Origin of the sequence: Desulfotignum balticum DSM 7044 (genome assembly GCF_000421285.1) — a bacterium.
In the GTDB taxonomy this organism is placed as follows: domain Bacteria; phylum Desulfobacterota; class Desulfobacteria; order Desulfobacterales; family Desulfobacteraceae; genus Desulfotignum; species Desulfotignum balticum.
Genome location: NZ_ATWO01000001.1, coordinates 311,255 through 324,022, shown reverse-complemented (window position 1 = coordinate 324,022; position 12,768 = coordinate 311,255). Strand labels below are relative to the sequence as shown.

9 protein-coding genes are annotated in these 12,768 nt (G+C 53.0%); 7 read left to right on the top strand and 2 right to left on the bottom strand.

Going from position 1 to position 12,768, the window contains the following annotated elements:
- Positions 1–8 precede the first annotated feature (8 nt).
- Complete coding sequence (locus tag K365_RS28215; protein WP_006967847.1) at positions 9–173, bottom strand: rubredoxin-like domain-containing protein; 165 nt, start codon at positions 171–173, stop codon at positions 9–11.
- A 312-nt stretch (positions 174–485) separates the two neighbouring features.
- Between K365_RS28215 and K365_RS0101795 the strand changes: the two genes are divergently transcribed.
- The 7 genes from K365_RS0101795 to K365_RS0101765 all read left to right on the top strand — a co-directional run bounded on the left by K365_RS0101795 (position 486) and on the right by K365_RS0101765 (position 11,923).
- Complete coding sequence (locus tag K365_RS0101795; protein ID WP_024333270.1) at positions 486–1,970, top strand: Eco57I restriction-modification methylase domain-containing protein; 1,485 nt, start codon at positions 486–488, stop codon at positions 1,968–1,970.
- Positions 1,945–2,196 (top strand): BsuBI/PstI family type II restriction endonuclease, encoded by a 252-nt coding sequence (locus K365_RS0101790; protein ID WP_024333269.1) that lies wholly within the window; start codon positions 1,945–1,947, stop codon positions 2,194–2,196. The genes K365_RS0101795 and K365_RS0101790 overlap by 26 nt, the downstream gene beginning before the upstream one ends.
- Positions 2,197–2,570: 374 nt before the next feature.
- Positions 2,571–4,013, top strand: coding sequence for a PAS domain-containing protein (locus K365_RS0101785; RefSeq protein WP_024333268.1), 1,443 nt, complete (start codon positions 2,571–2,573; stop codon positions 4,011–4,013).
- Positions 4,014–4,072: 59 nt separating this feature from the next.
- Entirely contained in the window at positions 4,073–5,992 is a 1,920-nt protein-coding gene (locus K365_RS0101780) for a tetratricopeptide repeat protein (protein WP_024333267.1), read from the top strand.
- Between the two features lie 45 nt (positions 5,993–6,037).
- Positions 6,038–7,246, top strand: coding sequence for an efflux RND transporter periplasmic adaptor subunit (locus K365_RS0101775; protein WP_024333266.1), 1,209 nt, complete (start codon positions 6,038–6,040; stop codon positions 7,244–7,246).
- Positions 7,233–10,316: an efflux RND transporter permease subunit gene (locus K365_RS0101770; protein WP_024333265.1), complete on the top strand. Its 3,084-nt coding sequence runs from the start codon at positions 7,233–7,235 to the stop codon at positions 10,314–10,316. The genes K365_RS0101775 and K365_RS0101770 overlap by 14 nt, the downstream gene beginning before the upstream one ends.
- A complete protein-coding gene (locus K365_RS0101765; protein ID WP_024333264.1) occupies positions 10,313–11,923 on the top strand; it encodes a TolC family protein in 1,611 nt (536 codons plus the stop codon). Before K365_RS0101770 ends, K365_RS0101765 begins: the two co-directional genes overlap by 4 nt.
- Here K365_RS0101765 and K365_RS0101760 read toward each other — a convergent pair.
- Positions 11,899–12,744: a calcium:cation antiporter family protein gene (locus K365_RS0101760; RefSeq protein ID WP_024333263.1), complete on the bottom strand. Its 846-nt coding sequence runs from the start codon at positions 12,742–12,744 to the stop codon at positions 11,899–11,901. The two genes, K365_RS0101765 and K365_RS0101760, sit on opposite strands and share 25 nt — an antisense overlap.
- Positions 12,745–12,768 lie beyond the last annotated feature (24 nt).

The window sequence follows — 12,768 nt, the reverse complement described above, 5'->3', positions numbered from 1 at the left end:
ATCCTCCTTTACTCTTTTCCGGTAATTCTCGGATCATTGGGTGTTCCCGCACAATCCGGGGTGTAACATGAATTGTCCACAAATGTGCAGTCTTTCTTGCAACTCGGACATTTTTCCGGCGGGGTGTCCGTTTCTAAATTGTATCCGCATTGATCACAAATCCAGCTGGTCATAACAGCCTCCTTACATGGTTTTTAGGTAAGTTTTTATTCAATCTGCCAGCATACTGTTTAAATGATGGTTCAAGAATACTACAATCAAGAAGCATGCCGGATATCTTTTTTCAATCGACAAAAGAAGTGCTTTCTTTCAAAATACCACAATATCGGCCATCGTCAAAGATAAATTTCCGGATTATATCGGGAGCTCTGCTGTGGAAACGATGACCGGTCCTGATGAATATCCGTCAATCCTTGAGTTAATCCGGTACTTATGATAACGATAATCACACATATTCAAAAATCATATATCAAGGAGATGCGGGCTTGCTTTCAGATATTGAACAATCCAGGCTGGCCATATCAAAAGCAACCGACCCGAAGAAAAAATCCCGGCTGGGACAGTTTTTCACACCGGCAACCATTGCAAGATTCATGGCGGAACTGTTCACCCCAAACAGCCACAGCCATTGCCGTCTACTCGACCCTGGCGCAGGGATCGGTTCTCTTTGTGATGCTTTTCTGAACCGGTGGATTTCCGGTGATCTCAAATTCAAGAATGTCCATCTGGATGCGTTTGAAATCGATCCTTTTTTACAGCCATATTTAATGCAGACATTGGGAAAATATGAAAACATCTCCGGTTTTTCCATGCATATAGATATCTCCGATTTTATTATAACCGCATCTGAAGGGATATCCGGCAACCTTTTTGTCAAACCGCTTCCCAGTTACACCCATGCCATTTTAAACCCACCCTACAAAAAAATCCGAAGCGATTCAAAACACCGTTCCGCCCTGCGGCGGGCCGGCATCGAAACGGTGAACCTGTATTCCGCATTCCTGGCATTGTCGCTGTCTCTGCTTAAACCCCAGGGACAACTGGTTGCCATTGTTCCACGCAGTTTCTGCAACGGACCCTATTATCGCCGGTTTCGTAAATTCCTCTTAACCCAGGCCGCCATCAAGCAGATCCATTTATTTTTGTCACGCAGCAAAGCATTCAAAGATGATGATGTGCTCCAGGAAAATATTATTATCCATCTTGAAAAAAACGGGGAAAAAAGGCCGATCAAAATATCCACCTCAACAGATGACCATTTTTATGACCTGACCAGTCAAAACTATCCGGTTGAAAAAATCGTATTGCCCGATGACACGGAACAATTCATTCATATCCCGACCGCATCAGCTGTCGCTTCCATTGCTCAGGGGAAAAATATTTCCTGGACCCTATCCGATCTGAAAATCAATATTTCCACCGGGCCTGTGGTGGATTTCCGGGTAAAGGAACACTTAAGAAAAATGCCGGGTCCAGATGCAGTTCCATTGCTCTATCCGGCTCATTTTAACAGTCAAGGCAGCGAGTGGCCCAAACCGGACATAAAAAAACCCAATGCCATTCAACGAAACAATGAAACGGAAAAATGGCTGTTGCCCAATGATTTCTATTGTGTGGTCCGCCGTTTTTCCTCTAAAGAAGAAAAACGGCGGGTCATGGCAAACGTAGTCAATCCGGCTGATTTTCCCGAAATGACATTGCTGGGTTTTGAAAATCATCTCAATGTTTTCCATGCCAACAAACAGGGACTGCCCAAAACACTGGCATATGGCCTCATGGTGTTTCTAAATTCAACCGCATTGGATGAATATTTCAGAACCTTCAACGGCCATACCCAGGTGAACGCGACCGATCTTAAACAAATCAAATATCCTAGCCGTGATGTCTTGATGGCGCTTGGCGAATGGGCGTTGAACCAGTTGGAACTCACCCAGAAAACGATTGATGAAAAACTGGCTGCTGCTGGTTGAATCCGTCACCAGCCACGGCCCGATGGATGGAAAACGCCATAACGAACTGACCCGGTTGTTTGCCGGTGCAACAGCCGGCCTTGTCTATGTAACGGCTTTTCCAAACCGCGTCACCATGGCTCGGTATCTTGACAGTATCGCATGGGAAACCGAAGTATGGGTTGCCGATGCCCCATCCCACCTGATTCATTTTAACGGGGAACGATTCCTCGGACCCTACAAATAAGGGTTTCCATCTTGCAAGAAGAAGCCTGGTCCGGAAGGCCATTCCTGCCCAGCGATGCCATCAGCGGCGAGTGCCGGGCGGTTCCTGTGGGTCGAATCCCATTCTGACGCGTTTGTTACAGGGAGTTGGGCATGCGAAGCGGTAAAAACGGCAAACTGTGTGAGGACATACCTGCCCGCAGTTTTTGCCGTTCAGCGCAGCATGCCCTTACTCCCTGTCAAACACGGCAGAGGGTGAGACCCACAGGGACCGCCCGGCACGGGTCTTTTGACCTGCCGGTCCGGTCCTGACTCCGGAGTTTCTTGACATCACAGGGAGTTATGCCATATATACTTATGGATTTTATATAATGATATGCTCTGCCCAGAGGTGAAATGAGCCCCTTAAAAAAAATCGATACAACTGAACTGCTGGACATGATCACCCAAGGGGTTGTCCTTGTGGAAGAAAACGGCCGGATTGCCTTTTCAAACGACAGTTTTACCGAAATCAGCGACATGGATAAGGAAATTCTGACCGGTATGCGGTTTTCAGAATTTGTCGCCGATAAGGATACCCGGCGGATGGATATTTTTTTTAAACAGCTGATTCAATCCGTTGAGGGCACCAAAGACAGCACGGAGTTTATTCTCAAGGACCGGTCCGGGACGGAACATCTGGTGGAAATAAACGCCAGAACCATTCTTTATGAAAACAAAACCGATATTCTGGCATCTGTGGCCGATATCACTGAAAGCAGAAAAACCACCAATGAGCTTAAAAAACTGCTGGACCTGATCCCTGAGGTGGTCCTGACCACGTCGCCCGAGGACAATATCCGGATCGTCAATATTTCCAATGCCACGGAAAAGCTGTGTGCCATTCCTTCCGAAGAATTTGCCTCAGGCACATTTCATATTTTCGACATTGTCCATCCGGACGATTGTGATCAGGTGATTCGTTTCTACCATGAGATCACGGACAAGGAATTTGATGCCCTGGAATACCGGATTGTTTCAGCGGACGGGCAGACCAAATGGGTCAATGACGCTGCCGAAGTGGTTTACAAAATGGGCGGCCGGGGCAAAATCGAAAAAATTCTGCATGTCATAAGAGATGTCACGGAGCGAAAAATGCACATGCAGCGCCTGACATCCGCCCTGGAAAATCTGAGGATCAGCGAACAGCGGTATCGGAATATCATTGAAACCGCCACTGATGCCATTTTCATCGTGACTCCTGACGGCGTGTTTGAACAGATCAATCCGGCCGGAATCAAACTGTTCGGTTTCTCAGATATGGAACAGGCAATGGCCGGCAATATCAATGACCATTATCTGGATTTGACACAGCGGGCCCATGTGATCCATAAAATCAAAACAGAGGGAGAAATCACGGATTACCCCATCAAAATAAAAACCTGCGGCAAAGAGATTCGAGAAGTGACCATGACCGCCGGTGCAAAAAAAAACCGGGATACCGGAGAACTGGAAAGCTATCAGGCCATTATCCACGACATCACGGTCACGCTGCATAAAAAGGAAATTCAAACCTATCGAAGAACCATGAAAGGACTGTCAGATTCCATCAATAATCTGGCCCAGACCTATTTCTCATATATCGGACTGATGAAAGAAAATCTGGATGATATGAAACAGCATCCGGAAAAGCGGGACACCGGCATGGAAGAATTGATGGCGGATATCCTCAGTTTCAGGCAGTCACTGGAAAGGCTGGCCAGGCTGGGGAAAATTGCCAGAGACACCTATGCCAAACCGCCGGATATATCTCCGGACGGAACCAGCAACGAAGGCATGTACTATTTTGAAACCAGTTGAACAAACATGTATAGTACAATAAAACACGTTTAACCTGTAATTTTAAAAGGAGACACATCATGGGACTTAAAGAAGAACTGGAAGAAAAAGCCGAGGAGTGTGACGCACCGGAAGAGTACATTGCCGTGGCCAAAGAGATTGTGGAGGGCTTGGATGACAAGGAATGGGCGGGTGAACTTCTGGAAGAAGGCGCGGAATGGGCTGAAACCTGGGAAGATGCCGTGACCTATGCCAAGGCCTGTCTGGATATCTTAGGAGATGAGGAAGCGGCCGCCGCCCACCTGGATGCCGGGAAAAACCTGTGCACCACTGTTGAGGATTTTTTAGGCCTGGCCGCAGCCGCACTGGAGATGGGCCAGAAAGAAGCCGCCACCGAGATCTACAATGCCGCCGGCACCAAATGTGTGAAAACGTCTGATTTTCTGGAACTGAGCAAAAGCATTTCAGATGTGCTCAATGACGCGGAACTGGCGGAAAAAACCGTTGAAAAAGCCTTTGCCAAATGCAGCAAGACCGAAGATTTTGTGGTGTTTGCCAAGTCCGTCCTGGACATGTTTGAAGACAAGGACCGGGCCAAATCAGTATATGCCAGCGCCATGGAAAAAGCATCCAAGGCTGAGGATTTCGACATCCTGGCCGCGGGCGCGGTCAAGGACTTAGGCGACAAAGCCCTGGCCCGGCAGATCTATGAAAAAGCCCTTTCTTCGCTGGAATCGGGCAATGAACTGCTCAAGTTCGCCAGAACCGTGAACGAAAAACTGGATGATAAGGATTTTCTGGAATCCATATACAAAAAAGCGGAATCGGTTTACACGGAATTTTCCGATTACCTGAAGCTGGGAAAAGAGGCGTTTGAAGTCACCGGGGATGCGCCGTTTGCTACCGGCATTTTCCAGACCGCCGCCGCCACCAATCCCGCATGCAGCCAGCTGGTGGACCTGGCCCTGGCCATGGACAAAGACCTCAATGACAAAGAAGCCGCGGTGCAGGTTCTCAAACAGGCCCAGTCCGCTGTGAAAAGCAATGCGGATTTCATCAAGACCGCCAAGGCCATTCAGGAAATCGTCACCGATGACAAAGAATGGACCGATGCCATCACATTTCAGCTGGAAAAGCGCGAAGAATTCAAAGACCTGTATTCGGATTTCATCAACCGGGAGCAGGAAACTAAAACCTGTGCCACCAAGCGGGCCCTGGCCCATGATATTGTGGAAAAAACCGGGGACAAATATTATGGCGCCAAAATATACCGCCAGGCCCAGGAACTCACCCGCAATTTCAATGATTTCATCAAACTGGGGGTGTGCATTCACCAGGATCTGGGGGACACCGACTGGGTCAAGGAAATCTTCACCGGCCTGCTGGAAAAATGTACCACGTTCAGTTACTACAATGAACTGACCGATGCCATTGCCGCCACCCTCAAGGATGATGCCTGGATCAAAGACATTTACAAAAACATTGAAAAACAAAGTGACGGCAACAGTGATCGGGTAAAACTGGCAACCGTTGCCGCAACCCGGCTCAATGATAAAGACTGGGCCAAAAATCTGCTGGCATCGGCTGAAAAAGACTGCCATACGCCGTATGATTACACCTTTGTGGCCGGTGCCTATCTCAGGCTTTTAGACGATCAGGACAAAGCCATTGCCCTGTTTGAAGCCGCAGAAGCCCAATGCACAGATCAGACATGCTATGCCGGACTGTTCAACCTGATATCCGGCCAGACCTCAGACCCCTCCTATCTGACCCGGATTCTGTTGTCCGCCCGGAAAAAACTGACCGGTTTTGACGATCTGCTGTTTCTGGCGGAAACCGCGTGCATCCGGCTGGCAGATACCCGGCTGGCATCCGATATCTATCGTCAGGCAGAAGAAAAGGCTGGTGACAACCGGCAACTGTCCCGCCTGTCCACCAGCCTGAACCAGCAGCTCAAAGACAGTGCCCGGGCATCCGGCTTGCTGCGGAAAATTGCCTGATGCGCATTTCACAGGGCATTGGATAAAAGCATTCGGAAGGGATCCATGAAAATGCAACACGTCAAATGGCTGCTCATTCCGGTGCTGATTCTGGGGGTCTATTTGTTGTCGACCTTTTTGGGGTCCGAGAAAAAAGACAGCGGCCCGTTGGGGAAAAAATCATGGGCCGCACCTGTGGAAACCGCTGCCATAGAGCGGGGTCCCATGGCACTGAGCCGCACCTTCAGCGGCACCCTGGAATCCAATGCCGAATTTCTGGTGGCTCCCAAGGTCAGCGGCCGGGTGGAACACCTGGCCGTGGACATGGGAGACCCGGTCTTTCGAAAACAGGAAGTGGCCCGGCTGGACAATGATGAATATGTCCAGGCCGTGGCCCAGGCCCAGGCGGATATGGCTGTGGCTGAAGCGGATCTCACCGGGGCTGAAAACGCCCGGGAAATCGCTGAACGGGAACTGAACCGCATGGAAACCCTTAAAAAACGAGGGGTCTCTTCCGCTTCCCAGGTGGATGCGGCCCGGGCCGAATGGCTGGCAGCCGGATCCCGGGTGGACATGGCCCGGGCTGTCGTGTTGAAAGCCCGGGCCCAGCTGGAAACCGCCCGGATCCGGCTGGGATACACCACGGTATTTGCGGACTGGACCGGGGGCAGCGATACCCGGTTTATGGCGGAAAAATTCGTTACCGAAGGGGACACGGTTTCCGCCAACACCCCTTTGGTATCCATTGTGGAACTGGACCCGCTGCTGGCGGTGCTGTTTGTCACGGAAAAAGATTACGGCCGGCTTGAAATCGGCCAGCCGGCCGAGCTTTCCACCGATGCCTTTCCCGGCCGGTTCTTTCAGGGTCAAATCGCCCGGATTTCTCCGGTATTCAAGACCCAGACCCGGCAGGCCCGGGTGGAAGTCCGGGTGGCCAATCCCGGCCTTGAACTCAAACCGGGAATGTTTGTCCGGGTTTCCGTGGTCCTGGAACAGGTGGCCGACACCCTGATGGTGCCGGAGACCGCTCTGGTAACCCGGAATCAGGAAACCGGTGTCTTTGTGGTGTCCCCGGATAAAACCACCGTGGCCTGGCACCCGGTGGTCACCGGGATCCGCCAGAACGGCCGGGTTCAGGTCCAGGGCGACGACCTGACCGGCCAGGTGGTGACCCTGGGCCACCAGATGCTGGATCACGGGTCATTGATCCGAATTCCGGACCCGGCTGTCCCAAAATCCGGTTTCGATCGGAAAGGGCCGCATGAACCTGCCTGAATTCAGTGTTCACCGTCCTGTATTCATTACCATGGTCTTTCTCATGGTCCTGGTCATCGGTTCGATTTCCTTAAGCCGGCTTCAAATCGACATGCTGCCGGAAATTGAAATGCCCACCCTGAGCATCCGGACACAATTTGAAGGAGCCAGCCCGGAAATCATGGAACGTCAGGTGACCCAGGTGATTGAAGAGATTGCAGCCACAGTGCCCGGAGTGGAAGAGATCTCCTCAGATTCATCCGAAGGACGCAGCAATGTCCGGATCCGATTTGCCTGGGGAACCGATATTGACATTGCTGCCTTAGATGTCCGGTCCGTTGTTGAAGATGAACTCAATGAACTGCCTGAAGAGGTGGATCGGCCCAGCATCCGCAAGTTTGATATCAGCAGTTTTCCAGTGGTGCTGCTGGGGATTTCCAGCCGGCTGGATCCGGTGGATTTAACCCAGCTCATTGAAGACGAAATCCGGTACCGGTTTTCCAGGATACCGGGAGTGGCCCAGGTGGACATCTGGGGAGGGTATGACAGAGAAATCCGCATCGAACTGGATCCGGACCGGATCATGGCCTTAGGCCTGCCCCTGGACCAGATTATTCAGGCCGTCACACAGGCCAATCAGGACCAACCCACAGGGAAACTGGAACAGGGCCGGTATGAAATCCAGCTGCGGGCCCCGGCCCAGTTCACCCACCTGGACCAGATCCGCAATACCGTGGTGGCGCATCAGGACGGGGCCGCCGTCACCCTGGGTCAGATCGCCCAGGTGAAAGACACCTATGAAAAACTGACCCGGATCATCCGGGTCAACGGGGAACCCGGTATTCGGGTGGCCATCCGGAAACAGTCCCAGGCCAATACCGTTGACGTGGCCAGACGGGTTCTGGAAGAAATTGATGCCGTCAACGCAGCCATGCCCCAGGTAAAAATCATTCCGGTCATCAACCAGGGAAATTTCATCCAGCGATCCATCGCCAATGTGGCAAGATCTGTTATATATGGCGGCGGTCTGGCCGTGCTGATCCTGCTGTTTTTTTTAAGAACCGTCCGCAGCACCGTGGTCATTTCCCTGGCCATTCCCATCTCCATGCTGGCCACATTTGCTTTGATGTTTTTCTTCAATTTCACCCTCAATTTGATGACGCTGGGCGGCCTGGCCTTAGGCGTCGGCATGATGGTGGACAATTCCATTGTGGTTCTGGAAAATATTTTCCGGCACCGGGATGAACATGACAAACCCCCGGATATCGCCTCAAAACAAGGGGCCATGGAAGTGGCCCCGGCCATCCTGGCCAGCACCATCACCACCCTGGTGATTTTTCTGCCCCTGATTTTTGTCAGAGGCGTGTCCGGCATTCTGTTCACGGAAATGGCGTATGTGATCATTTTTTCTCTGACCTGCTCTTTGCTGGTGGCGCTGTCTTTGGTGCCCATGCTCACCTCCAGACTCCTGGGCATCAAAAAAAGAAAAAACACCGGGTCTGTGGTCTCATTTTTCTTTTCTTTGTCAGAATCTTTTTTTGTTCAACTTTCGCACCGCTATTCTTATGTGCTGTCCAAAGCCCTGGATCACCGCGGGGTAACCCTGTTAATTACCGCTGCCGCCCTGGGAGGAGCCCTGATGCTGGTTCCGAAAATCGGAACGGAATTTCTGCCGCCCAGTGATGAAGGAGAGGTGCGGATCTCCGGCGAGATGGAGGTGGGCACCCGGCTTAACCTGGTGGATCGCCAGAGCCGGCAGGTGGAAGCCATTGCATTTCCGGCCATACCGGAAATGATCTCTTCCGTGGTCAGCGTCGGGGCATCCGGATATCGGCCCGGCAGTTCCGCCAAAACCGAAATCCGCATGGCCCTGACCCCGGCGGCCCAACGCACCCGCTCCAATGTGGCCATTGCCCATGACCTGCGCCAGCGCCTGTCAGGGCAAATCCCGGGCATGAAAATCCGGACCCGGGCCCCCCAGGGCCAGTTTATCATGGAACGGATTCTCGGGGGGGACGACGGGTTGAATGTCGAAGTCCGGGGATTTGATCTGGATATCCTGGAAACGCTGGCTGCCAGGGCTGCTGAACGGGTGGCACAGGTCCCGGGCATTACAGACGTGCTGCTCAGCCGGGAGGCCGGTACCCCGCAAAAAGAAATTGAAGTTGACCGGGATAAGGCGGCCGATCTGGGCTTGAGCGTCAAGGATATCACCGACATTATCTCCACGGCCGTGGCCGGATCCAGAGCCGGCGAATTTCAAACCCTGGGGGATTCCTACCGGATTTTTGTCCAGCTCAAGGATGTGGAAAACCGCAGCCTGGACGAGATTCTGGATTTGACCCTGACCACGGCATCCGGCCGGCAGGTGGCGATCCGGAACCTGGTTTCCGTGCATTCCGGACGGGGACCGCTTCTCATCGACCGCAAGGATCAGCAGCGTATCATCACGGTTTCCGCCAATGTTTCCGGACGGGATCTGGGATCTGTGGCAGCGGATGTGGCTGACCGTTTAAGCGAAATCCCACGGCCTGCAGGATATGATCTGATAGTGGCCGGAGATTTTGAAGAACAGCAGAAAGCGTTCAGGGAGCTGATCATCTCTTTGATCCTGGCCCTGGTTCTGGTGTACATGGTCCTGGCCTGCCAGTATGAATCTTTGATCAATCCACTGGTGGTGATGTTTTCGGTTCCCATGTCCGCCGTCGGGGTTCTGGTCACCCTGTATCTGACCCAGACCACCCTGAATGTCCAGTCCTATATCGGCTGCATCATGCTGGGGGGAATCGTGGTGAACAACGCCATTCTGCTGGTGGATCAGTCCAGCCGCCTGACTTGTGAGGGCATGACGGTCAAAGCAGCGGTCATGGAAGCCGGCCGCCGCCGGCTGAGGCCCATTCTCATGACCAGCCTGACCACCATTTTAGGGCTGATCCCTCTGGCGTTGGGCATCGGGGAAGGTGCGGATGCCCAGGCACCCCTGGCCCGGTCCGTGGTGGGCGGACTCACCGGTGCCACCGTGATCACCCTGGTGCTCATCCCGGTCATCTATTCTTTGTTTCACCCGGATTCAACAAAGGCCTGTTCATGAAAACAAGGTATCTCTATTTCTCAGGCCTGATACTTCTGTGCCTGATTTTTTTTCTGATGGTTTCCGGCTGCATGCTGTCCAGGTCTCAAAAAATCGACCTGACAGATCTGGCACCGGTGGTACCTGCAGATATCCAGACATTTGACTTCACGCTGGAAAACAAGCCTGACCCACAACCCATACCGGCCGGTCAAAAACCGGATCCGGCCCTGTCTGTGGAACAGGCGGTGATGCTGGCCCTGGATCACAACCAGGACTTGAAAACCCGGCAGCTGGGTCCTGTCATCGCCGGGGCGTTCGAACAGATGGAAAAAGGACAATATGATCCGGAACTGTTCGCAGCCATGGGAATGTCCAGGCAGGCACTCCCTGATCCGGAATCATCAGATACTGCTGTCTCGGCTGTGGCAGGTGTTCGTCAGGCACTGCCTTCCGGCACCACCCTGGCGGCAGAGGCGGCCCATGAACAGGACCGGGCATCCCGAACCGCGGATCCCGACCAAACCCGGGTAACCCTGTCCGTGACCCAGGCACTGCTCCAGGGGGCCGGTCCGGCCGGCGGCCTGGTGGCCATCCGGCAAAGTGAACTGGAAACCCGGGCCAGTATTCACGAGCTGACCGCCTATGCCCAGGCCCTGGTAGCGGAAACGGAAATCGCGTACTGGCAATATGTGCTGGCCCGACAGGAGCACGCCATTGTGGAACGGTCTCTGGCTGTATCCAAAAAACAGCGGACCGATGTCCAGCACCAGATCGAGGTGGGGGTTTTGCCCCGTAATGAACAGGCGGCCGTACAGTCGGAAGTGGCCCGGCGGGAGCAGGCCCTGATCGATTCCGCCAACCAGGTGGAAGCATTCCGCCTGACCCTGCTGCATCTGATAAATCCCGGCGGACCCGGTTATCTGGATCGTCTGGTTCTGCCTGCCAGTGATCCGGCCATTGATCCGGCCATTGATCCGGACCCTGTCGCCGATATCCAGGATCGTACCAGCCTGGCCATGACACTGCGGCCGGATCTGGCTGAAGCCCGGTTGCGCATGCACCAGAACCAGCTGGAAACCATTGCCACGAAAAACGGCCTGCTGCCCCGGCTGGATTTTTTCATGGATCTGGGATTTGCCGCATATGGGGATGGATTTTCAGATGCGGCCCAATCACTGGACAACGGGGACTATGAGGTATCTGCCGGTCTGTCTTTAAGCCGGTTTGTCAAAAACCGGACTGCCAGAGCCCGGCATCAGGCTGCGGTGGCCACCCGCCAACAGGCAACCGAAGCACTTGAAAACCTTCGCCGGACCATTCATCTGGATGTCCGCCTGGCTGTCAATGAAATCGAGCGGGCAAGACAGCAGATCCATGCCTCAAAGGTCACCCGCCGATCCGAAGAACAGACCGTGCAGGCGGAAATCGAACGATTCAACGTAGGCGCCGGCACAGCACTGCTGGTGGCCCAGGCCCAGCGGGATCTGCTGATCGGCCAGATTGCCGAGGTCCGGGCCGTGATCCATTACCGCATCGCTTTGATCCGGCTGTTTCTGGCCGAAGGCAGTCTGCTGCACCGCAGAGGCGTTGTTTTACGGCATCAAGGCCAGGTCATGAATAAATAAGTAACAATGCCTGCGATTGCCAGCCAGATATTGGTGATATTGCTCACCGTGATATTGAGGATGGCGGCCAGATATTTTCCCCGGCTTAAAAGGGCCAGACAGCTTTTAAACTCCGGCCAGCTTGACAGGGTGGCCAGTACAAAAAAACCGATCACCCCTTTGGGGGCCTGGCTTTGTTCCGAAGCAAAACTGACCACCGGATCAAGAAAATACCCGGCGGCAATCAGCACGACAATTGCCGGAATGACCGACCAACCGGCAATTTCAGCATCTTCCATGGATTGTTCGTCCGGCTCGAATGGTCGTCTGTAAAACAATATCCCGGTGATGACAATCCCTGCCGCCACCCAGAGAATGTGGTGGGCCATGGAAATAGTATAAAAAGAGACAGCAAGTCCTGCAGTCAGAACGATACATGTCAGGGTATACTGCCAGCAGGTCTGCATGGTTTTTAAAAATACCCGGCACACCAGTGCGGCTGAAATCAACAGAACCGGGTTCATCAGATTTGAACCCAGCGGCGTGCTTGCCGCAAACAACACATCCCCGGTCACCAGGCCGACAATGAGACAGACCAGTTCGGGTCCGTTGGTGATGAACCCGGTTATCGTGCCCAGGCCTCTGACTTTCTTGAGCGTTTCGATGATGACCTCGATGGAAAACCCGATCAGAATCATCACCAGCACCACCCCGCCGGCGGCAATGAAAGACAGGTTGAAATCACCGCCACACACCAGAGAACAGGTGCAGAAAAACACAACGACCAGCACCCAGCAGGCCATGTCTATCCAGCCGATGGAATTGACCAGAAATTGTTTCACCGCTTTTGTTCCATAAACATATCA

Coding starts and splice junctions, on each gene's coding strand:
- K365_RS28215 (WP_006967847.1), bottom strand. CDS start 173: ATGACCAGCTGGATTTGTGATCAATGCGGATACAATTTAGAAACGGAC.
- K365_RS0101790 (WP_024333269.1), top strand. CDS start 1,945: ATGAAAAACTGGCTGCTGCTGGTTGAATCCGTCACCAGCCACGGCCCG.
- K365_RS0101785 (WP_024333268.1), top strand. CDS start 2,571: ATGAGCCCCTTAAAAAAAATCGATACAACTGAACTGCTGGACATGATC.
- K365_RS0101780 (WP_024333267.1), top strand. CDS start 4,073: ATGGGACTTAAAGAAGAACTGGAAGAAAAAGCCGAGGAGTGTGACGCA.
- K365_RS0101775 (WP_024333266.1), top strand. CDS start 6,038: ATGAAAATGCAACACGTCAAATGGCTGCTCATTCCGGTGCTGATTCTG.
- K365_RS0101770 (WP_024333265.1), top strand. CDS start 7,233: ATGAACCTGCCTGAATTCAGTGTTCACCGTCCTGTATTCATTACCATG.
- K365_RS0101765 (WP_024333264.1), top strand. CDS start 10,313: ATGAAAACAAGGTATCTCTATTTCTCAGGCCTGATACTTCTGTGCCTG.